The sequence below is a fragment of the Streptomyces sp. NPDC002577 genome (assembly GCF_053594815.1).
In genome coordinates this window covers 72,253-98,641 of sequence record NZ_JBSFWK010000011.1, presented here as the reverse complement: position 1 = coordinate 98,641, position 26,389 = coordinate 72,253, and the positions used below count along the sequence as shown (strand labels likewise).

The window sequence follows — 26,389 nt, the reverse complement described above, 5'->3', positions numbered from 1 at the left end:
CCTCGAGCCGTACACGTCAGTCCTGCTGTGCGCCGCTCGGCAGCGTCCGCAGCTGCATCGTCGACGCGGTGTTCGTTCCGAAGCCGTAGTCCAGCAGCTTCGCCGCGTCCGTGAAGCGGTTGGCGTCGTTGAGCATGACCCCGATGAGCGTCCTGTCGCCGCGCGTGGCCGCGAAGACCAGGCACGGGCCGGCCGACGAGCTGGTGCCGGTCTTCACGCCGACGGCTCCGGTGTAGGAGCCGAGCAGCTTGTTGGTGTTGTACCAGGTGTAGGTGCGGGTGCCGCCGGTGCTGGTCGTCGCGTACCGGACGGTCTTCTGGGTCTTCACGACGGTGCGGAACGTCGAGTAGTTCATCGCGCTGCGTGCGAGCTTCGCGAGGTCCTTCGGCGTCGTGTAGTTGTTCCCGGTCGTGGAGATGCCGTCGAACGAGTCGAACTTGGTGTTGGTCAGGCCCAGGTACTCGGCCTTCTTGTTCATCTTGCCGATGAACGACTTCACGCGCGCCGCGCGGGTGTCGCCGCTGCCGAAGGTGTCGGCGAGGGCGTAGGCGGCGTCGCAGCCGGACGGCAGCAGCATCGCGTAGAGCAGCTGGCGGACGGTGACCTTGTCACCGGTCTTGAGATCGGCGGTGCTCGCGCCCTTCGCGGTGACGTAGTCGCGGTAGGCCTGCCGAATGGTGACCTTGCGGTCCAGGTCCAGATTCGTCTGGCTGAGGACGACACGGGCCGTCATGATCTTCGTCGTGCTGGCCATCGGCCGCCGGGTGTTGCCGTACTTGCTGTAGAGCTGGGAGCCGGACGCGCTGTCCAGCAGGTAGGCCCCCTTGGCACTGTTGGTGGGCGCGGTGGCGGCCTGCGCGGGCGCCGCAAGGGCGCCGCCCGCCAGCACGGCGCCGATGGTGAGGACGACGGCGGCGGCTCTGCGGATACGCCTGCCTTTAAAGCCGGTTATCAAAGTGAACGCTCCGGTTGCGCGAAATCCTCTGAGGAAACGGCACATGAGAATGCCGTCGCACGCACAGACGATCGACGGGTCAAAAAGGATGTACGGAAATCGACATAAGTCTGTGATGTGCGCAACACATCGGACGATGAGGGCTTTTCAGTCCGCATCGTGGACGAGGCGCGACCTTGCGTACGTGTTGTATCTATGATGTGCGCATGCCTTCAGGCCCGTCATCGCCCGCCGCCTCCGCACCCGTACCTGCACCCATCAAGCAGCCGCCTGCCGCCGACCGCGTCTACCACCACGTCAAAAGCTCTGTTCTGGAACGGCGTTACGAAGGCGGGACGCTGCTCACCGAGGGCGAGCTCGCCGAGGCCGTCGGCGTCTCCCGTACGCCCGTACGCGAGGCGCTGCTCCGGCTGGAGGTCGAAGGGCTCATCAAGCTCTATCCGAAGAAGGGCGCGCTGGTCCTGCCCGTCTCCGCCCAGGAGATCGCGGACGTCGTCGAGACCCGGCTGCTCGTCGAGGAGCACGCCGCGCGCAAGGCGGTACCCGCGTCCCCCCAGCTCATCGCGCGCCTGGAGGAGTTGCTGGAGCGGCAGAAGGCCCAGGCCGCGGCCGGAGACCTGGCCGAGGCGGCGGTCACCGACCGCTGCTTCCATGCCGAGATCGTGCGCAGCGGCGGCAACGAGATCCTCTCGCGTCTCTACGACCAACTGCGTGACCGTCAGCTCAGGATGGGAGTCGCCGTGCTGCACTCGCACCCCGACCGGGTCGCCAAGACCCTCGTCGAGCACCAGGAGATCCTCGACGCCCTGCGCTCGGGCGACGGCGAGGCGGCCGTCGCCGTCGTCCACCGGCACGTCGACTGGTTCTCCCACCTGGCGCGGGGCGAGGTCCGATGAGCTCCTCCGCCTCCTCTGCGTCCGGGTCCTCCGCGGGTTTTCTGCCCGGCGACCCGCCCGGCGGCAGGCGCGCCGTCGCCGTCTGGTCGGTCGGCGTCTCCGTCTACTTCGTCGCCGTCATCTTCCGCACGTCCCTCGGCGTCGCGGGCCTCGACGCCGCCGACCGCTTCCACATCAACGCCTCCGCGCTGTCGACCTTCTCGATCCTCCAGCTGCTCGTCTACGCGGGCATGCAGATACCCGTGGGCCTGCTGGTCGACCGGCTCGGCACCAAGAAGGTGCTGACCCTGGGCTCCGTCCTCTTCACGGCCGGCCAGCTCGGCTTCGCGCTCGCCCCGTCGTACGGGACGGCGCTCGCCGCGCGGGCGCTGCTGGGCTGCGGCGACGCGATGACGTTCATCAGCGTCCTGCGTCTTGGCACCCGCTGGTTCCCGGCCCGCCGGGGGCCGCTGGTCGGGCAGCTCGCGGGCCTCGCCGGTGTGGCCGGCAACCTCGTCTCGACGATGGTGCTGGCCCAGCTGCTGCAGGGCGTCGGCTGGACCGCGGCGTTCGGCGGCAGCGCGCTCGCCGGAGTCGTCGTGTTCGTCCTGGTGGCGCTCTTCCTCAAGGACCACCCCGAGGGACACGAACCGGAGCCGCTGCCGCACCAGGGCGCCGCGTACGTGCGCCGCCAGATAGCCGCGGCCTGGCGCGAACCCGGCACCCGGCTCGGCATGTGGGTGCACTTCACGACGCAGTTCCCGGCGATGGTCTTCCTGCTGCTGTGGGGCCTGCCGTTCCTCGTCGAGGCGCAGGGTCTGTCCCGTGCGACGGCGGGCGAACTGCTCACCCTGGTCGTCGTGTCCAACCTGGCGGTCGGCCTCGTGTTCGGGCAGATCATCGCGCGGCACCATGCGGCGCGCACCCCGCTGGCGCTCGGCACGGTCGTGGCGACGGCGGTGGCCTGGGCGGTCACGCTCGCATACCCCGGCGACCACGCGCCCATGTGGCTGCTGATCGTCCTGTGCATGGTGCTCGGCGCGTGCGGCCCGGCCTCGATGATCGGTTTCGACTTCGCGCGGCCGGCGAACCCGCCGGAGCGGCAGGGCACGGCGTCCGGCATCGTCAACATGGGCGGCTTCACCGCCTCCATGACGACGCTGTTCGCGGTGGGCGTGCTGCTGGACGCCACCGGCGACGACTATCGCGTGGCGTTCTCGGTGCTCTTCGTTCTGCAGGCGCTGGGGCTGAGCCAGGTGCTGCGGTTGCGGAGACGGGCGGTTCGGCGGGAGCGGGAGCGGTTGGTGGCTTCCCGGGTGGAGGCTGTGCACGTGCCTGCGTAGGCCCGTGCACCCTCACAGCGGTGACTACGCGATGACTACGGCGTCACCGCGAAGTGCCGCAGGATCGCCGCCGCCAGGTCCTGATCCCCCTCCGACTTCACGTCGTCCGCGACGTCCAGCGGCTGTACGCGGCCGCAGGCCAGGCGGTAGTACGTCTCCCAGTCCATGCTGAGCGTCACGGCGGGCCCGAGAGACGGGGCACCGTCGATCGTGCCGTGGCCCTCGGCGTCCACGCGGACGGTACGCAGGAAGTCCACCGGACCGTGCACGTCGAAGACGACGGCCGAACTCGCCGGCGCCCCCGCGTCCTTGGCGACCACCTTGGGCAGGGCCGCCAGCAGCAGGTCACGGGTGACGTAGGCGCCGGGGGAGTCCAGGTTGCCCGGCTGCCCGAGAGCCGCGCGCAGATCCTGCTCGTGCACCCAGATGTCGAACGCCCGCATCCGCATGGCGTGCTCCAGGGTCTGCTCGGTGCCCAGCGGCCCGCGGACCGTGGCCTCCGGGTGCCGGCCCTCGTTGCGCAGCTGCCGCGCGCGGCGGATGACCGTGTACTCGAGTTCGGAGGTCATCTCGGGTGCGGTGTGGTGCCGCCGCACATCGACCTGCATCTCCATATAGCGCTGGTGCTCGGTCTTCACGTGGTACAGATCGCGCGGCAGCGTGTGGATCGGCCGCGGATCGCCGAGCATCTCGCAGTCCAGGCCGATGACGTGGGAGACGATGTCCCGGACCGACCAGCCAGGGCAGGGGGTCGCCCGGTTCCACTCCCCCTCCACGAGTGGCTGCACCAGCTCGGTTATCGCTTCCACGGAGTGGGTCCAGGCGTCGGCATAGGTCTGAAGGCTGGGATGGAGACTCACGGGACCCCTCGGGCGGTTGGTGCGCGGGCGGAACGGAACTGGGTGGGAGGCTCGGCAGCTAAGTTACGCTGCCTGAAGGCACCCCGGCAGTGCTTTCGGGTGACGATCGTAGGCCCGCGTGGACGGGTCGAATGCCAGGACGGTGGTAGTGTGCGCGCTTCGCTCATCCAGATCGGCGTAGACGACAACGAATCGGTCGATTCGCGACGGCGGCGTGTTGCCTCTCTGGTGAGCGAACAGGCGGGCGCCGACCTCGTCGTGCTGCCCGAGCTGTGGACCACGGGCGCCTTCGCGTACGAGTCGTTCGCCGCTGAGGCGGAGCCCCTGGAGGGCCCGACGTACGAGGTGATGGCCAAGGCCGCGAGCGATGCGGGTGTGTGGCTGCACGCCGGATCGATCCCGGAGAGGGCCCCTGACGGCCCCCTTTACAACACCTCGCTCGTCTTCTCCCCCGACGGGCAGCTCGCCGCCGCCTACCGCAAGATCCACCGTTTCGGCTTCGACAAGGGCGAGGCCGTGCTGATGGGCGCGGGCAGCAGCCTTACGACGGTGCGGCTGCCGGGCACCACGGCCGGCCTCGCCACCTGCTACGACCTCCGCTTCCCCGAACTGTTCCGGGGGCTGGTCGACGCGGGCGCCGAGCTGCTGGTGATCTCCGCGGGCTGGCCGGAGCGGCGGCGGTCCCACTGGACGCTGCTCGCCCAGGCGCGAGCCGTGGAGAACCAGGCGTTCGTGCTCGCGTGCGGGACTGCCGGTACGCACGCGGGGGTGCCCCAGGCGGGCCACAGCATCGTCGTCGACCCCTGGGGCGAGGTGCTGGCCGAGGCCGGGGCCGGCGAGGAGGTCCTCACCGTGGAGTTCGACCCGGGCCGCGTGTCCACGACCCGTGAGCAGTTCCCGGCGCTGAAGGACCGGGTGCTGGGAATGGACGTGCCACGCCGCTGACGTCGCCGAAGCGGTGGTGCGAGGGGACCGAGTGACGGCGCTCCGTCACCCCGCGCCCCGTTCCCTGCCCGCCAGCTGGATCACGCACACCGTGATCGCGATCAGCAGGGGTGCGTCCGCCTGCTCGTCCAGCACCTCGACGCCGTACGTCTCGCGCACGTGCAGCCAGCGGCGCGAGATGCGGGCGAGGGTCCGGCCGTCGCCTTCGACAGTGAACTCGCGGTCCAGGATCTTGCCGCTGACGTCCATTTCGGTGCCGTCCGCCAGGACCACGCGGTAGTGGTCGCGCAGGAGCGACAGCCGTTTGCGCTTCACCGTGGCCAGGGGTTCGCCGTCCCGCTCGATCACCATCGTGTCGCGCAGCGCGATCAGCTTCTTCCGGATGACGATCAGCACCCGGCCCACCGGGTCCTTCAGTTCGAAGGTGTCCCGCAGCCGCAACGCCTTGCCGTCGACGAGGAACGCCCTGCCGCCCTGGTCGTCCTCGATCCAGTAGTCGTCACCGATGCCCAGGATCCGGTCGCGTACGAGGTATCTCATGCGCTCAGGGGTTCCCCACCGGCTGACGTGAAACGCCGCAGGTACGCCGACGGACGACGAGATTCCCGCCCATGGGGACGCCACGACCGGGCACGCTCTCGGGTGATGGCACCCTTGAAGGATGAACGACGTCTCCTCCGCGCAGCCGCGCCGCGCCCGTGTCCGTGCCCCCGAGCTGATCGGCAAGGGCGGCTGGCTCAACACGGGCGACCAGCAGTACACCCTCGCTGACCTGCGGGGACGCATCGTCGTTTTGGATTTTTGGACCTTTTGCTGCATCAACTGCCTGCATGTTCTGGACGAGCTGCGTGAGCTCGAGGAGAAGCACCGCGACACCGTCGTGATCATCGGTGTGCACTCGCCGAAGTTCGTGCACGAGGCCGAGCACCAGGCCGTCGTGGACGCCGTCGAGCGGTACGGCGTGGAGCACCCGGTCCTCGACGACCCCGAGCTCGCCACCTGGAAGCAGTACGCGGTCCGTGCCTGGCCGACCCTCGTCGTCATCGACCCCGAGGGGTACGTCGTCGCGCAGCACGCCGGCGAGGGCCATGCGCACGCGATCGAGAAGCTCGTCGAGGAGCTGGAGGCCGAGCACGAGGCGAAGGGCACGCTGCGCCGCGGCGACGGGCCCTACGTACCGCCGGAGCCCGTCGCGACCGATCTGCGCTTCCCCGGCAAGGCGCTGCTCCTGCCGTCCGGGAACTTCCTGGTCAGCGACACGACCCGGCACCAGCTGGTGGAGCTGGCCGCCGACGGTGAGAGCGTCGTACGGCGCATCGGCTCGGGCGAGCGCGGTTTCGCCGACGGGCCGGCGGACGCGGCGGCCTTCAGCGAGCCGCAGGGACTCGCCCTCATCGACGACGGGGCGGCGGTCGTCGTCGCCGACACCGTGAACCACGCGCTGCGCCGTCTCGACCTCACGACGGGCGCGGTCACGACGCTCGCCGGGACCGGCCGCCAGTGGTGGCAGGGCTCGCCGACCAGCGGCCCGGCCCGCGAGGTCGACCTCTCGTCCCCCTGGGACGTGGCCGTCTTCGGCGGCAAGGTGTGGATCGCCATGGCCGGTGTCCACCAGCTGTGGACGTACGACCCGAAGGACGCGAGCGTGGCCGTCGCGGCGGGCACGACCAACGAGGGCCTGGTCGACGGGCCGGGCGCCGAGGCGTGGTTCGCGCAGCCGTCCGGGCTTGCCGTGTCGGCGGACGGGGAGCGGCTGTGGCTCGCCGACTCCGAGACGTCGGCCCTGCGCTGGGTGGACCTCGACGGTGCTGTGCACACCGCCGTCGGTACCGGTCTGTTCGACTTCGGGCACCGCGACGGGGCCGCCGGCCAGGCCCTTTTCCAGCACCCGCTCGGCGTCACCGCCCTCCCCGACGGCTCCGTCGCCGTCAGCGACACGTACAACCACGCGCTGCGGCGCTACGACCCGGCGACGGGCGAGGTGACCACGCTCGCCACCGATCTGCGGGAGCCGAGCGACGCCGTGCTGCTCGCCGAGTCCGGGGACATCGTGGTCGTGGAGTCGGCCCGGCACCGGCTGACGCGGCTGCGGCTGCCGGAGGAGGCCGTGCGTGTCGAGTCGGTCGCCCACCGGACGCAGCGGGCCGCGACCGAGGTCGCTCCCGGGAAGCTCCAGCTGGACGTGATCTTCCAGGCGCCGGCCGGGCAGAAGCTGGACACCCGGTACGGGCCGTCGACGAGGCTGCTCGTCTCCTCCACGCCGGCCGAGCTGCTGCTCGCCGGCGAGGGGGCCGGTACGGATCTCGACCGTGTGCTCGAGCTGAACCCCTCAGTGCCGGAGGGGGTGCTGCACGTGTCCGCGATGGCGGCCTCGTGCGATGACGATCCCGCCAATGAGTACCCGGCGTGCCATGTGCACCAGCAGGACTGGGGTGTGCCGGTTCGCCTGGCGGCGGGCGGGGTGGGGCGGTTGCCGCTTGTGCTGGCGGGCATGGACGAGGGCTGACCGTACGCCCACGGGTGGGCACCCTCACTTGAGGGGTTGCCCGCCGTCGTGGGCTGTGCCCACCCTCCCCCAGCTACCGCTGGGAGGTGCCCCCAGCCCTGCGGAACGCCTGCCCACAGCGGTGTACAGCGGTCTGTCACTCGTAGTGGTGCCGCTCTTCCTCCACCATCGGTGAACCCGGTGGCATCAGCACCCGACGGCGCCTTGCGATGCTGCTGAATGTGGCCACGCCGATGAAGCCGACCGCCATGAGGATCACCCCGACGACGTCGAGGTTGACGCCCTTCATGTCCCAGTCGGTCGCGAACGTGAGGATGGCTCCCACGGCGATGAGGATGATGCACCCGCCGAGGCCCATGAGTGTCGCCTCCCTGTGAGGTCTGGTCGTACCGGTCGACTCCGGGTACCCGGGACCTCGTTGGCCATGCGGGAGGCGCTCGCTCACCTCAAGTCGGCGCAGTTCAGATCACGTCGACGTAGTCCTCCCGTCCGGAGCTCACCAGATGGGTGCTGTTCGGGTAGAGGAGCACCGCGACCCAGGTGCCGTCCTTGGAGGCCGTGAAGGCCTTGCTGAAGGAACCGCTCGAGCGGGTCGTGGTGTTGCCCATGTCGTACCAGGTGCTGGAGCCCTTCGGGCGGAAGAGGATCTTGACCTTCTGGTCGGCATAGGCCCGCCAGGCGGACGAGGTGTAGTGCTGCAGCGTGCCCTTCACCGTGATGGTGCGCCCCTTGCGGACAGGCTCGGGCGACGCGTTGCCGTCGATGATCCTGGTGCGGGTGCGCTTGGCGTACACGACGGAGCTGTACGACTCCTGCCAGGTGCGGCTGCCCGCGAAGTGCGCGCGGTAGTAGCCCTTGTAGGGCGCGTCGAACGTGCCCTTGAACGGCGCGCCGGTCTTCGGGTCGTCGGCGTTGCCGGGCGTGACCGTCTTCATGGTCTTCCAGCCGGTCTTCCCGTCGGCCGAGTACTGCAGCTGGACCTTGTTGTACTCGTCCGTCGGGATGCTCGAGCCCGTCACCAGCGAGCCCTTGGCGGTCAGCTCGGAGTACTTGTTCAGGCTGACGGTGAAGCCGCTGATGGCCGTCTTCCTGGCCACGTAGACCTTGACGGTCCCCGGCGAGCTCGTCCCGAGGTACGTGCCGGTGCGGACCCGGACCTCGACCGTGCCCGTGCGCGACATGAGCAGTGAGCCGGAGAAGCGGCCGTCGGAGTCCGTGACGGGGTGGGCCGCCGCGCCGCCCATGTCGCTGGACCACACCTCGTCGACCGTGGCGTCGGTCAGCGGCTTCCACGCCCCGTCAGCGAACACCTCGGCCCGGCCGGAGATCGTCGCCGCCTGCCCCTCCTTGACGTCCAGTTCGGTGTCATCGAGGGTCACACGCGTGTCCGACTTGACGGGCGTCAGGTACACGCTGTCGCCGTACTGGTACATGGGCTCCGGGGTCGTGAGCCGCAGCCAGGGGCTGACGACGCCGCCGTACTCGTCGGTGTGCGTGTACGAGACGGCGAACTGGCCGTCGGCGTCGGTCGGCGCCGTCTTGACCTCGCCCAAGTTGGACGTGGAAACATCCACCTGGCCGTCGGCCGGGGTCGTCTCGCCCGTACGCGGGTCGGTGATCGTGTAGTGCCCGGAGACGGAGACGACCTGGTGCTCGTAGTCGGGGTTCTCGGGCGTGACCTGGAAGTCCGTCAGGTTGGCCGAGAGCACGTATGGGAAGCCGTAGCTGCCTTCGGTCGTGGAGGTGTCCCCGTCCGCGTCCGTCAGGTCGACCACGACGCGGTAGGTGCCGAGGTCGGCGAGGCGCAGCGGGCTGGTGGCCTTCCAGACGCCCTGCTTGTCGGTGCCCGACGTGAGGGTGAAGTCGCTGACCCGGGCGGTCTCCTCGGCCCCCTCGGGGGCATCCGGCGCGTACAGATGCGCGGTGATCGAGGTGATCGCGCTGTCGGACTGCGCGGACAGTGTCACCAGACCGCTGGCCGGGCCGTCGCCTCCCGCCCACACCAGTTCCGGTGCCACCGCCGCATGCGCCGCCGGAGCGGGCCCGAGCAGCAGGCCCGCCGCGACCGACGCACAGGCGAGCACCAAGGATTTTCTTCTGACGCTTCTCACGCGAAGTCCCCCCACGAGACCGTAGATCATTGAAGATCGCAGCGCATCGTACGCTCGTGCGAACGTCCAGAACAGCTGTAATGAGCAACTGTTTCGTGGGGGGACGGGCGCGTGCGGGTGGCTACCCCTCCAGGAACGCCACCAGCGCGTTCGCCAGCAGGTACGGGTCGTCCGCCCCGCACAGTTCGCGGGCGCTGTGCATCGACAGGATCGCCACGCCGATGTCGACGGTCTTGATGCCGTGCCGGGCGGCGGTGATCGGGCCGATCGTCGTGCCGCACGGCATCGAGTTGTTCGAGACGAAGGACTGGAAGGGAACGCCCGCCTTGTCGCACGCCGCGGCGAACACGGCGCGGCCGGAACCGTCCGTCGCGTAGCGGTTGTTGACGTTGACCTTGAGGATCGGTCCGCCGTTCGCGCGCGGGTGGTGCGTCGGGTCGTGCCGCTCCGCGTAGTTGGGGTGGACGGCGTGGCCGGTGTCGGAGGACAGGCACACCGTCCCGGCGAAGGCGCGCGCCCGGTCTTCGAAGGAGCCGCCGCGCGCGAAGACCGACCGCTCCAGGACCGAGCCGAGCAGCGGGCCGTCGGCCCCAGTGTCGGACTGCGAGCCGTTCTCCTCGTGGTCGAAGGCGGCGAACACCGGGATGTACGGGAGGTCGGTGCCCGACCCGGAGGCGCCCGCCACCGCCGCGAGCGCCGCGGTGCACGCGTGTACGGACAGCAGGTTGTCCAGGCGCGGGCCGGCCATCAGCTCGCGGTCGCGGCCCAGGTAGGCGGGGCGCTCGATCGAGTGGACCATGAGGTCCCAGCCGGTGACGTCGCCCGCCGCGAGCCCGTTCTCCTCCTCCAGGAAGCGGATCAGGTCGCCCTCGTCCGGGTCGCCGAGGCCCCAGATCGGCTGGAGGTGTCTCTGCTTGTCGAGCTTGAGGCCCTCGGTGTGCACCGACCGGTCGAGGTGGATGGCCAGCTGCGGTACGCGCAGCAGCGCCCGGTCGACGTTGACCAGCACGCTCGAGCCGTCGCGCAGCGAGAGCCGGCCGGCGAGGCCCAGGTCGCGGTCCAGCCAGGAGTTGAGCAGCGGTCCGCCGTAGATCTCGACCGCGACCTGCCGCCAGCCGTGCGCTCCGGTGTCGGGCAGGGGCTTGACCCGCAGGTTCGGGGAGTCGGTGTGCGCGCCGACGATCCGGAACGGCGTGTGCGGTGCGGCGCCCTCCGGCACGTACCAGGCGATGATCGCGCCGCCCCGCAGCACGTACTTCCCGCCGGTCGACCCGTCCCAGGCGTCGGTCTCCGAGACCTGCCGGAAGCCGGCCTTCTCCAGCCGCTCGGCGGCGCTCGCCACGGCGTGGTACGGCGACGGGCTCGCCGCCAGGAAGGACATGAGGTCGTCGGTGTGGCCGCGGTCGAAGCGGGCGGGAGAGGTCATGAGTTCACCTTAACGACGTACGAGGGCCCGCTCCCGGGGGTGGGAAGCGGGCCCTCGTCATGGGGGGCGTCTGTAGCCGGGTCGACTAGAAGGCTGCCTCGTCGAGGTCCATCAGGTCCAGCTCGACGGCCTCGGCCAGCTGACGCTGTACGGCGACGCCCGGCAGGATGTTGGCGGCGAAGAACTTCGCGGCCGCGATCTTGCCGGTGTAGAACGCCTTGTCCTTCGCGGAGGCGGTCTCCAGCTTCTCGGCGGCGACGGCCGCCCCGCGCAGCAGCAGGTAGCCGACGACCACGTCACCCGAGGCCAGCAGCAGGCGGGTGGTGTTGAGGCCGACCTTGTAGATGTTCTTGACGTCCTGCTCGGTGGCGGCGAGGTCGGTCAGCATGACGCCGACGATCGCCTCCAGCTCGACGGCCGCCTTGGCGAGCGAGTCGCGGGCCGCGGCCAGCTCGTCGCCGCCGGTGCCGACCGCGAGGAACTTCTTGATGTCCTCGGCGAGCGAGTTCAGCGCGGCGCCCTGGTTACGGACGATCTTCCGGAAGAAGTAGTCCTGGCCCTGGATCGCGGTCGTGCCCTCGTAGAGGGTGTCGATCTTGGCGTCGCGGATGTACTGCTCGATCGGGTACTCCTGCAGGAAGCCGGAGCCGCCGAAGGTCTGCAGGGACTGGGCGAGCTGCTCGTAGCCCTTCTCGGAGCCGTAGCCCTTCACGATCGGCAGGAGCAGGTCGTTGAGGGCGTGCAGGTCCTTCGCGTCCTCGCCCGCGGCCTCCTTGACGGCGATCGCGTCCTGCACGGAGGCGGTGTGGAGGACGAGGGCGCGCATGCCCTCCGCGTACGCCTTCTGCGTCATCAGCGAGCGGCGCACGTCCGGGTGGTGCGTGATGGTGACCTTGGGCGCGGTCTTGTCCATGAAGTTCGCCAGGTCGGGGCCCTGGACGCGCTCCTTGGCGTACTCGAGGGCGTTGAGGTAGCCCGTCGAGAGCGTGGAGATCGCCTTCGTGCCGACCATCATGCGGGCGAACTCGATGATGCGGAACATCTGGCGGATGCCGTCGTGCTTGTCGCCGATCAGCCAGCCCTTGGCGGGGTGACGGTCGCCGAAGGTCATCTCGCAGGTGTTGGAGGCCTTCAGGCCCATCTTGTGCTCGACGTTCGTGGCGTAGACGCCGTTGCGCTCGCCCAGCTCGCCGGTCTCGAAGTCGAAGAGGTACTTCGGGACGAGGAAGAGGGACAGGCCCTTGGTGCCGGGGCCGTGGCCCTCGGGACGGGCGAGGACGTAGTGGAGGATGTTCTCCTCCATGTCGTGCTCACCGGATGTGATGAAGCGCTTCACGCCCTCGATGTGCCAGGAGCCGTCCTCCTGCTGGATCGCCTTGGTGCGGCCCGCGCCCACGTCCGAACCGGCGTCCGGCTCGGTGAGCACCATCGTGGAGCCCCAGGTGCGCTCGACCGCTATCTGCGCGATCTTCTTCTGGACCTCGTTGCCCTCGCTGTGGAGGATGCCGGCGAACGCCGGGCCGGAGGAGTACATCCACACGGCCGGGTTCGAGCCGAGGATCAGCTCCGCATACGCCCAGATCAGGGACGGGGGAGCAGTCGTACCGCCGATCTCCTCGGGCAGGCCGAGCCGCCAGTACTCGGAGTCCATGAAGGCCTTGTAGCTCTTCTTGAAGGACGCCGGGACCGGCGCGGTGTTCGTCTCCGGGTCGAACACCGGCGGGTTGCGGTCGGCGTCCGCGAAGGACTCGGCCAGCTCGTTCTCGGCGAGCCGGGTCAGCTCCTCGAGGATGCTCTTGGCGGTGTCGGTGTCCATCTCCGCGAACGGGCCGGTGCCGTACAGCTTGTCGCGGCCGAGCACCTCGAAGAGGTTGAACTCGATGTCGCGGAGATTCGACTTGTAGTGCCCCATGGCGACGGCTCCGTTAGCAGTTCGGGAGGGTTCCTCATACACGTACCAGCAAGTAGCTACGATGATGCTACCCGCCGGTAATAAGAAGCAACCCCTAACGGGCATCTGTGACGCGTTACGCGTGCCGCACCCCGGTACCGCCGGCTCCCGGCCGGGCCCGCACCGATCCGCCCGCCCGCCCCGGTGCTCTCGGTACGCTGTGGGCCATGTACGGGTACGAGCAGAACCAGGGCGCCCAGCAGCAGTACGCCCCGCCGCCCCAGCAGGGGTACGGCCAGCAGCCGCCGCTCTACCCCGAGCCGTCGCCACCCTCCCTCGCGGACGCGGTGCGGGCCTTCACCACGGGGTCGATGTCCGCCGAGGACTTCCAGCAGATCTTCGCGACCTCGAAGGTCTACTGCCCGCGCGGTGACAACCCGGGCTTCCTCGCGCTGCACAACACGCAGCAGCCCGTGATCCCGATGTTCACCTCGCTCAAGCAGCTGCGCAGGTACGCCGGCAAGGAGTCCAAGTACTTCGTGATCACCGGCGCCGAGGTGATCGATCTGCTGCCCACCGGCTACGGCTTCGTCCTCGACATGGAGGGTGAGCACCGGATGGTCTTCGACGCCAAGGCGGTCGAGCAGATGGTGGACTTCGCGATGCGCCGGATGTACGGCTAGTCGCGAGGTACGGCTCGGCGCCCTGGTCGACTGCGAGGGCGCGCACGCCTGTCGCCACACCCTTCACAGGGGTAGAACGGATATATGGGTGCAATGCCCCATTCTCGGGTGGGGTGTCCGTCGCTCGACAGGGCCGGGCGCGCTCGCCGGAAGGGTCACCTCTCGGCGTTGGGCGTACGCAGCGTCGTGGGCCAGATGCTCGTGTTCCAGCTGGTGGTCGTCCTGCTGCTCGCTGTCGGCGCCTCCGCCCTGCTCCTGCTCGAAGCCCAGCACGACAGCCGGCGCGAGGCCGTCAGGCGCTCGGTCGCCGTGGCCGAGAGCCTCGCCCACGCGCCCGGCATCGAGCAGGCTCTGTCGTCCCCGGATCCCACCGCGGTGCTCCAGCCGCGGGCCGAAGCGATCAGAAAGGCCTCCGGAGTCGACTTCGTCGTCATCACCGACCGGCGCGGAATCCGCTACACCCACCCGAACCCGCATGAGATCGGGCAGCCCTCCACCGGCGACATCGCGGCCGTGGTGGCAAGCGGGCGGACGTTCATAGACGAGGGCAGCGGGACACTGGGCCCGCAGATCAGGGCCAACACGCCGGTCAAGGACGCCCGGGGCACGGTGATCGGCGTGGTGATCGCCGGGGTCACCTTCCAGACCGTCAACGGCACGGCCGCCCGGCGGATACCCGAGGTGCTGGGCATCGCGGCCGCCGCGGTGGTGGTCACCGCGGGAGGGGCGGCGCTGCTCAGCCGACGCCTGTGGCGCCAGACCCACGGTCTCGGCCCGGCCGAGATAACCCGGATGTACGAGCACCACGACGCGGTCCTGCACTCCGTACGCGAAGGCGTCCTCATCCTCGACGAGAACCGTTGCCTGATGCTCGCCAACGACGAGGCCGAGCGGCTCCTGGCCCTTCCTCCCGACGCCGAGGGCCGGCGCGTCGAGGAGCTCGGCCTCGACCCGGAGACCGCCCGGCTCCTGACATCGGGCTGCGAGGTCACGGACGCGGTGCATCTGACGGGTGACCGGCTGCTCGCGATCAACCAGCGGCCCATCGAACGGTACGGGGAGCCCGCCGGCAGCGTCACGACACTGCGGGACTCCACCGAGCTGCAGGCGTTGTCCGGCAGGGCGGAGGCGGCACGGGCCCGCCTCAAGCTCCTCTACGACGCCGGAGTGCGCATCGGCACCACTCTGGAGGTGACCCGGACCGCCGAGGAGCTGGCCGAGGCCGTGGTGGCGCGGTTCGCCGACTTCGTCACCGTCGATCTGGCGGAGCCTGTGCTGCGCGGTGAGGAGCCGACGGGCACCGAGGAGCTGCGGCGCACCGCCGTCGCCGGCATCCGGGACGACCACCCCCTCTACCCGGTGGGCCGTCTCGGCCCCTTCGATTCCGTCATGCCGCGGACAGCAGGGCAGGACGCCGTACGTGCCTTCATCGAGCCGGACCTGCGCAATGCTCCCGGGTTCCTGGCACGGGACGCCGAACGTGCCGCGCGGATCACCGCGTTCGGTATCCACTCCTTCATCGCCGCCCCGTTGTGCGCCCGCGACACCGTCATCGGAGTGGCCGGCTTCTGGCGCTCCGAGAAGCCCGAGCCCTTCGAGGACGAGGACCTCGCCATCGCGGAGGAGCTGGCAGCCCGCGCCGCCGTCAGCATCGACAACGCCCGCCGCTACACCCGCGAACACCGCATGGCCGTCACCCTGCAGCGCAGCCTGCTGCCCCGCGAGCTGCCCGAGCAGGACGCCGTGGAGGCCGTCTACCGCTATCTGCCCGCGCAGGCAGACGTGGGCGGCGACTGGTTCGACGTCATCCCGCTGTCCGGTGCCCGCGTCGCCCTGGTCGTCGGCGACGTCGTGGGCCATGGGATGCAGGCGTCAGCCAGGATGGGCCGGATGCGTGCCGCGATGCGGACGCTGGCCGACATGGACCTCCCGCCCGACGAGCTGCTCACGCACCTCGACGACGTCGTCCTGCGCGCGCCCATGGACGGTGCCGCAGACCCGGACGGATCCGAGAGCACCGCTGCCACCTGCCTCTACGCCGTCTACGACCCGGTGTCCCGCCGCTGCACCCTGGCGCGCGCGGGTCACCCCCTGCCCGTCGTGGTCACTCCGGACGGGCGCGCAGACATGCTCGAACTCCCCGCCGGCCCGCCCCTCGGCGTGGGCGGCCTGCCCTTCGAGGTCGCCGAGGTCGAACTGCCCGAGGGCAGCCTGCTGGCCCTCTACACCGACGGCCTGCTGCAGAGGCGGGGGCACGACACCGACGAGGGCACCGCGTCGCTCCGCCGTGCCCTCGCCAGGCCCGCCGAATCTCTGGACGGCGTCTGCGGCAACGTGCTCGAGGCGTTGCTGCCGGCTGCCCGTACCGATGACGACGTCGCGCTGCTCATCGCCCGCACCCGGGCCCTGGGGGCCGATCAGGTCGCCTCGTGGGACGTTCCGTCGGACCCGGCGATGGTCGCTCAGGCGCGGCAGAAGGCCGCCGCCCAGCTGACCGCGTGGGGGCTCGACGAAGCGGTCTTCACCACCGAGCTCGTGGTCAGCGAGCTCGTCACGAACGCCATCCGCTACGGCCGTCCCCCGGTCAAGCTCCGGCTGATCCACGGCCGCAGCCTCAGCTGCGAGGTCTCCGACGGCAGCGACACCACCCCGCACCTGCGCCGGGCACGCGTCTTCGACGAGGGCGGGCGCGGCCTGCTCCTGGTGGCCCAGCTCACCCAGCGATGGGGCACCCGCCACATACGCTCCGGCAAGATCATCTGGGCCGAACAGGATCTCCCCGTGAGTTGAACGGCGGCACGCGCGGCCCGGAGGGAATTACCTCCGGGCCGGCGCCGTTGTGGGGTGGCAGAAAGTTCTACGTTCAACTAATGTGTGGGTAAAGGAGGTCCCGACATGCCTGCAGTGACGATCGAGAACCCGCTGACCCTGCCCCGTGTGGTGGCGCCGGCGGACGCCGTGGCCCGTCCCGTGCTCGCGGTGACGACGGCACCGAGCGGTTTCGAGGGCGAGGGCTTCCCGGTGCGCCGTGCGTTCGCCGGGATCAACTACAAGTACCTGGACCCGTTCATCATGATGGACCAGATGGGTGAGGTGGAGTACGCGCCGGGCGAGCCGAAGGGCACGCCGTGGCACCCGCACCGGGGCTTCGAAACCGTCACGTACATCATCGACGGCACCTTCGTCCACCAGGACTCCAACGGCGGTGGCGGCACCATCACCAACGGTGACACGCAGTGGATGACGGCCGGCAGCGGTCTGCTCCACATCGAGTCTCCGCCCGAGTCCCTGGTCATGTCCGGCGGCCTCTTCCACGGCCTCCAGCTGTGGGTGAACCTGCCCGCCAAGGACAAGATGAAGGACCCGCGCTACCAGGACATCCGCGGTGGCCAGGTCAAGCTGCTGACCACGGAGGACGGCGGCGCGCTGCTGCGCATCATCGCGGGTGCGCTCGACGGGCACGAGGGCCCCGGCATCACGCACACCCCGATCACGATGATTCACGCCACGATCAGGCCGGGCGCCGAGGCGAACCTGCCGTGGCGCGAGGACTACAACGGCCTGGCGTACGTCCTCGCCGGGCGCGGCACGGTCGGCACGGACCGGCGTCCCGTGCACACCGGGCAGACCGCGGTCTTCGGTGCGGGTTCGTCGCTGACGATCCGCGCGGACGAGAAGCAGGACTCGCACACGCCGGACCTCGAGGTCGTGCTGCTCGGCGGGCAGCCGATCCGCGAGCCGATGGCGCACTACGGGCCGTTCGTGATGAACACCCGCGAGGAGCTCCAGCAGGCCTTCGAGGACTTCCAGAAGGGCCGCCTCGGTACCGTCCCGGCGGTGCACGGAATGTCTGAGGGCGGACTGTAAGGGGTCGCCGGAACCACGCGCGGACGAGCCACGTCTGGATATGGACGGGGCTCGTCCGCGTTTTGCTGTCGGTACCGGCTTGCCGCAGCAGCCGGTAGGGCACCCCGCAGTCGCACGGGCGCAAGTAGCGTGCACGGAGCGGACAGCGGCACGGACGGGGGACGTACGTGGGGAGTGACGCCGCATGGCCGGAATGAAGCTCTATCCACTCGGATCCGGCGATCCGCGGCGTCTCGGGCCCTACCGGCTGCTGCGGCGGATCGCCACGGGCGGCATGGGCCGTATCTATCTCGCCCGGCAGGAGGCGCCCGGGACCCCCGCCAGCGCCGCCGGGCCCACCGGAACCGTGGTGGACCACGGGCTCGTCGCGGTCAAGACGCTCCTCGCCGAGGGGATCGTGAGCAGGCCGGAACGGGAGCGGTTCGCCCGCGAGGTGGAGCTGGCGGGGCTGGTCGACAGCGCGTACACCGCCAGGGTGCTCGACGCCGACGCGACGGCGGAGCGTCCGTGGCTCGCCATCGAGTTCATTCCGGCGCCCAGCCTGGCCGAACTCGTCGTCAGCGCCGGGACGTTGCCCGTCGACGCCGTTCGCTGGGTCGCGGCCGGGGCCGCGCGGGCGCTGGCCGAGCTGCACGGCCGGGGGGTCGTCCACCGGGACGTCAAACCTTTGAACATCCTGCTGCCCCACGACGGCCCCCGCCTCATCGACTTCGGCATCTCGCACGCCCACGACCACACCAGTTCGACGACGACCATCGGTACCTTCGCGTTCACGTCGCCGGAACAGGCGTGCGGCAAGAAGTCCACCGCCGCGTCCGACATGTACTCCCTGGGGGCCACGCTCTTCTTCCTCGCGGTCGGCCGCCCGCCGTACGAGCAGACCGACCACTCCATTGGGGTTCTCGGCCTCGTCCAGCGCGGCGAGGTCGACACGAGCGGGCTGCCGCCGGAACTGGAACCGCTGATCCTTCCGTTACTGGAGGTCGACCCCGGGAGTCGTCCCGCTCCGTCCGATGTGCTGCGGGACGTCCTCGCCGGGCTCGACCAGGTGACGGCGGACCGGGGCGCCGAGCGGTGGCTGCCGGAGGCGTGGACCGCGCTGATCGGGGAGTACGCGGAACAGGGGCACCAACTTCACGACGGCTCAGTGGACTTCGACGCGGCAGAGGCGCCGACGCAGATGAAGTCCGATGGCGCCCCGGGGGGTTCGGACGAGGCGATCAGCGAGATGCGCGAGCAACTGGAGGCCCTGCGCAAGCAGCGGGACGCCTTGGTGCGGGCGCAGGCCGAGGAGCAGGCCGAGGCGCAGGCGCGGGAGTTGGCGCGCCAGGAAGAGGAGGAGCGCAGGCGCAGGGAACGAGCGCGGAAGGAAGAGGCAGAACGCAGGGAGCGGGAGCGCAAGGAACAGGAGAGGAAGGAGAAGCAGCAGAAGGAACGCGAGCGGAGGGAGGCGCAGCGCAGGGAGCGCGAGCGGAAGGAGCGGCAGGCCAAGGAGCGCGAGCGCATGGCGCGCGAGAAGACCGGGACCTCCGCCAAGAACAGGAGCACCGGCCCGGCATCGCCGTCCAAGGCCCCGCCGAAGCCCGCAGCGGCCAGGAAACCCACCGCGAAGAAATCGGGTTCCTCGGACGGTTGGGGCGGCCTGCTCGTGGCAGCGCTCATCGTCGTGGCCCTGATCTGGCAGCCCTGGGACAAGAAGGACGACGACACCCCGGAGAGCAGCCCCACCTCGGGATACACCCTCTCCGGCAGTGGCGGCACCAGCGGCCTCGGCGACAGCGGCAGCGACACAGACACCGACACTTCCTCCAGTTCGTCGAGCGGCGGCTCCGACGGCACCGGCACTGGCACCGGCACCGACACCGACACCGAGCCTGAGCCCGAACCCTCACCGGAGACCAGCTCCCCCGAGCCCGACCCCACCGAAGACGCCTTCAAGGCCGTCTCGTACGGGGACTGCCTGGACGTCGTCGACACCGGTTACGGAGGCCTCACCAAGTACGACTGGAGCGAAGAGGAGCCGAACACGACGCCCTGCGGCTACGACGGGACACGCGTGAAAGTCACCGGCACCACGGGCGACTGCGCGTCCGGCGTGGGCAAGGCCACCTGGTCGTACTACTCCCCCAGCAGCGGCGAGCGGACCGCGCTCTGCCTCACCGGCCAGTACCACCAGGGTGACTGCCTGCTCGCCAAGCACGAGGGCAACGAGGTCAGTGCCGTCGCGATGCTGTCGTCCCCGAACTGCACGGACCGGATGGTTCCCGCCGCGTACAACGAGATCCTGGTCGTCACGGACATCTACCGGGCGACGGCGGGTGCCGGCGCCGAGGTCTGCCGCCACGGGCAGTACGACGCCAACACCTACTGGTCCACGAAGGTCGACGACGGCGCGACGCTGCTGTGCCTGAAGGCGTACGACTGAGCCCGTCCCGGGCACCGCCCAGCTGACTGACCGTCACCCGGCCGGAGGCCGCAGGCGCGCCGCCCGTCCCGGCTCGTGGTCGGGTGGACGGTGTGCAGAACCCCGTACCGCCGCACGCTTTTCTGCCCGAGGCCGCGCGCCGCACAGCCGCGTGGTGCGTCGTCGTGCTGCTCGTCGTGGCTGTGGCCGCTGTCGGGATCTGGCTGTGCGCCGTGTTCCGGACGGCCGTCGTCCCGGTGCTGCTGGCCGTGCTCGGGACCGCGCTGCTGAGGCCGCTGTACCGGCGTCTGGTGCAGGTGCGGGTGAACCGCTCGCTCGCGGCCGGGATCACCTGCGCCGCGGTCCTCGCCGTCGTCGGCGGGGCGACGTACATCGTGGTCCGCTCGCTGATCGAGACGGGTGACGAGATCATCGCATCCGTACGCAAGGCCGCTGCCGATCTGACCAGGCACTTCGGTGCGGCGGGGACCTCGATCGCGGACATCGCGGCCAACGCAAAGGACCTGCTCGCCAAGTTCGGCGGGACCGCGGCGACCGGAGTGGTCAGCGGAATCAGCGTGGTGGCCCAGGCCATGGCCTCTGCCGTGCTCGCGCTGCTGCTCGTCTTCTTCTTTCTGCGCGACTCCGACCGTATGTCGTCGGCGCTGCGGTCCGTGGCGCCGGGCCGTGCGGGCGAAACCATCGAGTCGATGGCGCGCCTCGGCTTCCGGGCGGTCGAGGGCTTCATGCGCGGGACCACGTTCATCGCGCTCATCGACGCCACGCTCATCACCATCGGACTGCTGGTCCTGCGCGTGCCGGGGGCCGTGGGGCTCGGTGCGCTCGTCTTCGTCGGCGCCTACATCCCGTATCTCGGGGCGTTCATCTCCGGGGCGGTCGCGATCCTCGTGGCGCTCGCGGACCGCGGCTTCGTGATCGCGCTGTGGGCGCTCGGCGTCGTCCTCGCCGTGCAGGTGCTCGAAGGGCATGTGCTGCAGCCGATCGTCCAGAGCCGGACCGTGCAGATGCACCCGGCGGCCGTGCTGCTGGCGATCACCTCGGGTGCTTCCGTCGCGGGCATCCTCGGCATGCTGCTGGCCGTCCCGCTGACCGCCGCCGTGTTCGGCATCCTCGGCGCACTGCGCGCGCGTTACGCCACGGGCCGGCCGCCGTCCACCGAGACCCCGCCGCCGTCCGGGCCCCCGCCGTCCGGCGCGGCCGACTCGTAGAACTCGAACCAGATGCTCTTGCCCTCGCCCCGCGGATCGACGCCCCAGCTGCCCGCGAGGACCTCCATCAGCAGCAGACCGCGGCCCGAAGACGCCAGTTCGCCGGGGCTGCGCCGGTGGGGGAGGTCGTCGCTGGCGTCCGTCACCTCGATACGCAGGCGCCGCGCGCCCTCCTCGCCGATCACCTCGGCGACCAGCAGCGCGTGGCTGTCGGTGTGGACGAGGACGTTCGTGAGCAGCTCGGACACCAGCAGGACGGCGGAGTCGGTCTGGTCGGCGTCCGCCCAGTCGTGCAGCATCTCGCGCAGCTGCTGACGGGCTCCCGCGACCCGCTCCGGTTCCGCCTGCGCGATCGTCAGCACGGTGCGCCGTGAGGTGACGACCCGCCCCGGCTCGCTGCTCCTGTGCAGCAGCAGCACCGCGATGTCGTCCTCGCGGCGGTCCGCCAGCGGTCCGGTCATGTGGTGCGACGACGGGCCGTGCACGGCCTGCACCAGTACGTCGGCGAGCTCCTCGAGGCCCTTGGTGCTCTCGAGCCCCTCGGGGGGCGCGGGCCGGTGCTCCTCGAGGACGGAGCGGATCCGCGCCCAGCCGGTCTCCAGGTCGTGGCCGCCGGTCTCGATCAGTCCGTCCGTGCAGATCAGCATGGTCTCGCCCGGTTCGAGGGCGAGCTGCGTCGTCGGATAGTCCACGTCCGGGTCGACGCCGAGCGGCGGGCCGCCCGCGGTGGGCCGTATCAGCACGGTGCCGTCGCCCATGCGTATCACCGGGTCGGGGTGGCCGGCCCGCGCGATCTCCAGGACGCCGGTCCTGGGGTCCGCCTCCACGTACAGGCAGGTCGCGAACCGCGGGTCGGGGTCGTCGGCCGGGGCGGGGCCGGCGGTGGAGCCGTAGGTGAGGGCGTCCGTGATGCCGTACAGGAAGCGGCTGGCGCGAGAGAGGACCGCGTCCGGGCGGTGGCCCTCGGAGGCGTAGGCGCGCAGGGCGATCCGCAGCTGCCCCATCAGCCCGGCGGCCCGTACGTCATGCCCCTGCACATCGCCGATGACCAGCGCGATCCGGCCGGACGGCAGCGGGATCATGTCGTACCAGTCGCCGCCGACCTGGAGGCCGCCGCCCGTCGGGACGTACCGCGCGGCCACGTTCATCCCCGGGATCTCCGGGCCCAGCGTCGGCATCATCGAGCGCTGCAGCCCATCCGTCAGCTCGCGCTCCGACTCGGCGGTCCCGGCCCGCGACAGGGCCTGCGCCAGCATCCGGGCCACGGTCGTCAGCACCGAGCGCTCGTCCGGCGTGAACGAGACCGGATACGCGAAGGCCGCCAGCCAGGCGCCGATCGTGCGGCCCGCCACGATCAGCGGGAGGAAGGCCCACGACTGGCGGGCGAAGCGCTCGGCGAGCGGCCAGGACACCGGATAGCGGCGCCGGTACTCCTCCGGTGAGGAGAGGTAGACGGCGCGGCCGGTGCGCACCACCTCGGCGGCCGGATAGTCGGTGTCCAGCGACATCGCGGAGAAGGGACCCTCGTCGCCGGGCTGGTGCCCGTGGTGGCCGATGATCGTGAGCCGGTCGCCCTCCGAGCCGAAGACGGCGAGCCCGTCCGGCGAGAAACCCGGCATCGACAGGCCCGCAGCGACCCGCAGCACCTCCTCCGTCGACCGCGCCTCGGCCAGCGCCCGCCCCGCGTCCAGCAGGAACGCCTCGCGCGAGCGGCGCCAGTCGCCGGTCACGGGGGTGCGCGCGGCGGCACCCGGCGCCGGCTCACTGACCTCCTGGATGCTGCCGATCAGCTCGTACGCGCCCGGGCGCCCCTGTATGACGGGCTTGGAGCGGCTGCGCACCGTACGGATCACCCGGCCCCGGTCGTCCATGATCCGCAGCCGGGCCTCGGCGAGGGTCCCCTCGGCGGCGGCGAGCTGGATGATGCCGGAGATCTCGTTCCAGTCGGCGGGGTGGAAGCGGGACCGCACGGCCGCCTCGGTCAGGGTGACCTGTTCGGCGGGCAGCCCGAGGAGCCGGGCGGCCTCGGCGTCGAGGGTGACCTCGCCGGCCGTGTTGTCCCAGCGCCACAGGCCGGTCTCGAGGGCGGCCAGGACGTCCCCCACCGACGGAAGGGGATCTTCGGTACGCATTGCCCCACTCTAAGAAGGACCGGCCACGCACCGCCACCGACCGTATACACGACTACCGACTGTGTTCGGCGTGAGAGGTTCGGCGTGAGAGGTTCGGCATTCGAGGGAAGCCGCCGTCGTCCGTATTAATCGGAAGGCGAGGGTGGCGTGGCCGGTACCCTGGGAAGGCTGGTCCATCCAGATGGGCCGGTCCACCCGAACGCAAAGACCATCGCACGGATCGTACAGATCACTGACGCGAAGACTGGATGAACGACGATGCATCGGTACAGGTCCCACACCTGCGGCGAGCTCCGCGCCTCTGACGTCGGCACCGACGTCCGGCTGAGCGGCTGGCTGCACAATCGCCGAGACCTGGGCGGCATCCTCTTCATCGATCTGCGCGACCACTACGGCATCACGCAGCTCGTCGCCCGTCCCGGCACCGCGGCCGCCGAGGTCCTGGACAAGCTGCACAAGGAGACGGTGGTCCGCGTCGACGGCAAGGTCGTCTCGCGTGGCGCCGAGAACGTGAACACGGACCTGCCGACCGGCGAGATCGAGATCGAGGCCGCCGAGATCGAGATCCTGGGCGGGGCCCAGCAGATCCCCTTCACGATCAACGCGGACGACGGTGTGGGTGAGGAGCGGCGCCTGGAGTACCGCTTCCTGGACCTGCGCCGCGAGCGCATGCACCGCAACATCATGCTGCGCACCGCCGTCATCTCCGCCATCCGTCACAAGATGGCCGCGATGGGCTTCAACGAGATGGCGACGCCGATCCTCACGGCGACGTCCCCCGAGGGCGCCCGCGACTTCGTCGTCCCGTCCCGTCTGAACCCGGGCAAGTTCTACGCCCTGCCGCAGGCGCCGCAGCAGTTCAAGCAGCTGCTGATGATCTCGGGCTTCGACCGCTACTTCCAGATCGCGCCCTGCTTCCGCGACGAGGACGCCCGCGCCGACCGCTCGCCCGGCGAGTTCTACCAGCTCGATGTGGAGATGTCCTTCGTCGAGCAGGAGGACATCTTCCAGCCGATCGAGCGGCTGATGACGGAGATCTTCGAGGAGTTCGGCGGCGGCCGGCACGTCACCTCGCCGTTCCCGCGGATCCCGTTCCGCGAGGCGATGCTCAAGTACGGCTCGGACAAGCCGGACCTGCGCGCCCAGCTGGAGCTCGTCGACATCACCGACGTCTTCGAGGGCTCGGAGTTCAAGGCGTTCGCGGGCAAGCACGTGCGCGCCCTGCCGGTGCCGGACACGGCGTCGCAGCCCCGCAAGTTCTTCGACCAGCTCGGTGACTACGCGGTCGAGCAGGGCGCCAAGGGCCTGGCCTGGGTGCGCGTCGCCGAGGACGGCTCGCTGACCGGCCCGATCGCCAAGTTCCTCACCGAGGAGAACGTCAAGGTCCTCACCGAGCGCCTCGGCCTGGAGGCCGGCCACGCCGTGTTCTTCGGCGCGGGCGAGTTCGACGAGGTCTCGAAGATCATGGGCGCGGTCCGCGTCGAGGCCGCCAAGCGCGCGGGCCACTTCGAGGAGGGCGTCTTCCGCTTCTGCTGGATCGTCGACTTCCCGATGTTCGAGAAGGACGAGGACACCGGCAAGATCGACTTCTCGCACAACCCGTTCTCCATGCCGCAGGGCGGCATGGAGGCCCTGGAGAACCAGGACCCGCTGGACATCCTGGCCTGGCAGTACGACATCGTGTGCAACGGCGTCGAGCTGTCCTCCGGCGCCATCCGTAACCACGAGCCGGACATCATGCTGAAGGCCTTCGGTATCGCGGGCTACGACGAGGAGACGGTCGAGCGCGAGTTCGCCGGCATGCTGCGCGCGTTCCGCTTCGGCGCCCCGCCGCACGGCGGCATCGCCCCGGGCGTCGACCGCATGGTCATGCTCCTCGCGGACGAGCCGAACATCCGTGAGACGATCGCGTTCCCGCTGAACGGCAACGCACAGGACCTGATGATGGGCGCCCCGACGGAGCTGGACGAGGCGCGCCTGCGGGAGCTGAACATCTCGCTGCGCAAGCCGGCGGGCGAGAAGAAGTAGGCGGTAGCTGCTGGGGGCGCCGCGCGGTGGAGGCTGGCTGCGCGGCGCCCTCTGCGCATTTCTGAGATTCCTGTGTGCGTCCACAGGTTGTTCCCATGTCCCTGACAGGGCTGAGCCCTAGCGTCCCCGCCATGACTGAACCCCAGGGACCAGCGCACAAAAGGGACATGACGCGCCGTAAGGTCGTCATTGCAGGTGGAGCCGCTGTGGCGGCGGTCGGTGTCGGCGGCGGACTCGCCTTCAACGCCTTCGCGGACGAGACCACGGACAGCACGGACAGCACGGAGAGCGCGGAGGCGTGCTACAAGCTGACCTCGGAGACCACTGAGGGTCCGTACTACATCGACGCGGACAAGCTCCGCACGGACATCACCGAGGACAAGGAGGGCATCCCGCTGACCCTCCGCCTCAAGGTGGTCGACTCCGAGACCTGCAAGCCGCTGAAGAACGCGGCCGTCGACATCTGGCACTGCGACGCGCTCGGCATCTACTCCGGCTACGAGAGCCTCTCCACCGGCGGCGGTGGCGGCGGCACCCCGCCGAGCGGCGCCCCGACCGACGCCCCCTCGGGCACCCCGTCCGACATGCCCACGGGTGAGCCGCCGTCCGGCGCCCCCGGCGGCGGCACGGGTGGCGGTATCCACGAGGAGCCCACCGACGACAAGCGCTACCTGCGCGGCACGTGGAAGACGGACAACGCCGGCAAGGTCGAGTTCACGACGATCTTCCCCGGCTGGTACCGGGGCCGCTGCGTCCACATCCACACCAAGGTCCACGTGGACGGCGAGTGGACCGACGCCGGCTACGAGGGTGGCCACACCTGCCACACCGGCCAGTTCTTCTTCGAAGAGGAGGCCGTCCTCGCCTCCGCCGAGGTCGCGCCGTACTCCACCAGCACGACCGAGCGCACCACGCTCACCGAGGACACCATCTACGACCAGAGCGGCACCACGGGCGGCCTGCTCAAGCTGAAGTACAAGAAGAACGACATCGCGAGCGGCGTCGTCGCCTCCATCACGATGGGCGTCGACGCGGACGCGACGCACGACGGCACGGACGACTCGGTCCAGCCGGGGGCTTCGGCTTCGGCCTCATGACGTGACGTCGCACCTCTGACGCACGAAGGCGGGGCGC

General features: G+C 70.2%; 19 protein-coding genes. 11 read left to right on the top strand and 8 right to left on the bottom strand.

The features are described 5' to 3' along the window. Positions 1-16: 16 nt before the first annotated feature. The gene (locus ACWD4J_RS17585; RefSeq protein ID WP_451396275.1) at positions 17-955 is read right to left on the bottom strand and encodes a D-alanyl-D-alanine carboxypeptidase family protein; all 939 of its coding nucleotides are present in this window, start codon (positions 953-955) and stop codon (positions 17-19) included. 206 nt (positions 956-1,161) lie between these two features. Here ACWD4J_RS17585 and ACWD4J_RS17580 point away from each other — a divergent pair, with 206 nt between their 5' ends. Together ACWD4J_RS17580 and ACWD4J_RS17575 are read left to right on the top strand one after the other, a co-directional pair. Next, complete coding sequence (locus tag ACWD4J_RS17580; protein WP_451396274.1) at positions 1,162-1,851, top strand: GntR family transcriptional regulator; 690 nt, start codon at positions 1,162-1,164, stop codon at positions 1,849-1,851. Beyond that, complete coding sequence (locus tag ACWD4J_RS17575; RefSeq protein WP_451396273.1) at positions 1,848-3,173, top strand: MFS transporter; 1,326 nt, start codon at positions 1,848-1,850, stop codon at positions 3,171-3,173. The genes ACWD4J_RS17580 and ACWD4J_RS17575 overlap by 4 nt, the downstream gene beginning before the upstream one ends. 35 nt (positions 3,174-3,208) lie before the next feature. Here ACWD4J_RS17575 and ACWD4J_RS17570 read toward each other — a convergent pair whose 3' ends face one another. Beyond that, positions 3,209-4,033: a maleylpyruvate isomerase family mycothiol-dependent enzyme gene (locus ACWD4J_RS17570; protein ID WP_451396272.1), complete on the bottom strand. Its 825-nt coding sequence runs from the start codon at positions 4,031-4,033 to the stop codon at positions 3,209-3,211. Between the two features lie 150 nt (positions 4,034-4,183). Here ACWD4J_RS17570 and ACWD4J_RS17565 point away from each other — a divergent pair, with 150 nt between their 5' ends. Next, positions 4,184-4,978, top strand: coding sequence for a carbon-nitrogen family hydrolase (locus ACWD4J_RS17565; RefSeq protein WP_451396271.1), 795 nt, complete (start codon positions 4,184-4,186; stop codon positions 4,976-4,978). A gap of 45 nt (positions 4,979-5,023) precedes the next feature. Here ACWD4J_RS17565 and ACWD4J_RS17560 read toward each other — a convergent pair whose 3' ends face one another. After that, positions 5,024-5,518, bottom strand: coding sequence for an LURP-one-related/scramblase family protein (locus ACWD4J_RS17560; RefSeq protein WP_451396270.1), 495 nt, complete (start codon positions 5,516-5,518; stop codon positions 5,024-5,026). Positions 5,519-5,639: 121 nt separating this feature from the next. Between ACWD4J_RS17560 and ACWD4J_RS17555 the strand changes: the two genes are divergently transcribed. Further along, on the top strand, positions 5,640-7,484 hold the full coding sequence (locus ACWD4J_RS17555) for a thioredoxin-like domain-containing protein (protein WP_451396269.1): 1,845 nt from the start codon (positions 5,640-5,642) through the stop codon (positions 7,482-7,484). A 136-nt stretch (positions 7,485-7,620) separates the two neighbouring features. Here the strand turns inward: ACWD4J_RS17555 and ACWD4J_RS17550 are convergent, their stop codons facing one another. The 4 genes from ACWD4J_RS17550 to ACWD4J_RS17535 form a co-directional block, all read right to left on the bottom strand. Then, positions 7,621-7,842 carry a DUF6458 family protein gene (locus ACWD4J_RS17550; RefSeq protein ID WP_451396268.1) on the bottom strand — a complete coding sequence of 74 codons (222 nt, stop codon included), beginning with the start codon at positions 7,840-7,842 and terminating at the stop codon, positions 7,621-7,623. A gap of 103 nt (positions 7,843-7,945) precedes the next feature. Next, positions 7,946-9,571: a hypothetical protein gene (locus ACWD4J_RS17545; protein ID WP_451396267.1), complete on the bottom strand. Its 1,626-nt coding sequence runs from the start codon at positions 9,569-9,571 to the stop codon at positions 7,946-7,948. A gap of 145 nt (positions 9,572-9,716) precedes the next feature. Then, positions 9,717-11,021, bottom strand: coding sequence for a M18 family aminopeptidase (locus tag ACWD4J_RS17540; RefSeq protein WP_451396266.1), 1,305 nt, complete (start codon positions 11,019-11,021; stop codon positions 9,717-9,719). 85 nt (positions 11,022-11,106) lie between these two features. Beyond that, on the bottom strand, positions 11,107-12,933 hold the full coding sequence (locus ACWD4J_RS17535) for an acyl-CoA dehydrogenase (protein WP_451396265.1): 1,827 nt from the start codon (positions 12,931-12,933) through the stop codon (positions 11,107-11,109). Positions 12,934-13,139: 206 nt separating this feature from the next. On the opposite strand from ACWD4J_RS17535, the gene ACWD4J_RS17530 reads away from it, so the two are divergent. From ACWD4J_RS17530 to ACWD4J_RS17510, 5 genes are all read left to right on the top strand, one after another. Next, positions 13,140-13,595 (top strand): SseB family protein, encoded by a 456-nt coding sequence (locus ACWD4J_RS17530; RefSeq protein ID WP_067274313.1) that lies wholly within the window; start codon positions 13,140-13,142, stop codon positions 13,593-13,595. A 93-nt stretch (positions 13,596-13,688) separates the two neighbouring features. Next, positions 13,689-16,385 (top strand): SpoIIE family protein phosphatase, encoded by a 2,697-nt coding sequence (locus ACWD4J_RS17525; protein ID WP_451396264.1) that lies wholly within the window; start codon positions 13,689-13,691, stop codon positions 16,383-16,385. A gap of 105 nt (positions 16,386-16,490) precedes the next feature. Further along, on the top strand, positions 16,491-17,462 hold the full coding sequence (locus tag ACWD4J_RS17520; RefSeq protein ID WP_451396263.1) for a pirin family protein: 972 nt from the start codon (positions 16,491-16,493) through the stop codon (positions 17,460-17,462). 184 nt (positions 17,463-17,646) lie between these two features. Further along, complete coding sequence (locus ACWD4J_RS17515; RefSeq protein ID WP_451396262.1) at positions 17,647-19,887, top strand: serine/threonine-protein kinase; 2,241 nt, start codon at positions 17,647-17,649, stop codon at positions 19,885-19,887. Positions 19,888-19,979: 92 nt separating this feature from the next. Continuing rightward, a complete protein-coding gene (locus ACWD4J_RS17510; protein WP_451396261.1) occupies positions 19,980-21,095 on the top strand; it encodes an AI-2E family transporter in 1,116 nt (371 codons plus the stop codon). On the opposite strand, the gene ACWD4J_RS17505 is transcribed toward ACWD4J_RS17510, so the two are convergent. Beyond that, on the bottom strand, positions 21,017-23,227 hold the full coding sequence (locus ACWD4J_RS17505) for a SpoIIE family protein phosphatase (RefSeq protein WP_451396260.1): 2,211 nt from the start codon (positions 23,225-23,227) through the stop codon (positions 21,017-21,019). The two genes, ACWD4J_RS17510 and ACWD4J_RS17505, sit on opposite strands and share 79 nt — an antisense overlap. A 258-nt stretch (positions 23,228-23,485) precedes the next feature. Between ACWD4J_RS17505 and aspS the strand changes: the two genes are divergently transcribed. Both aspS and ACWD4J_RS17495 read left to right on the top strand, forming a co-directional pair. After that, a complete protein-coding gene (gene aspS / locus ACWD4J_RS17500; RefSeq protein WP_451396259.1) occupies positions 23,486-25,255 on the top strand; it encodes an aspartate--tRNA ligase in 1,770 nt (589 codons plus the stop codon). Between the two features lie 131 nt (positions 25,256-25,386). Beyond that, positions 25,387-26,352, top strand: a complete 966-nt coding sequence (locus ACWD4J_RS17495; protein ID WP_451396258.1) for an intradiol ring-cleavage dioxygenase — start codon at positions 25,387-25,389, stop codon at positions 26,350-26,352. Positions 26,353-26,389: the final 37 nt, after the last annotated feature.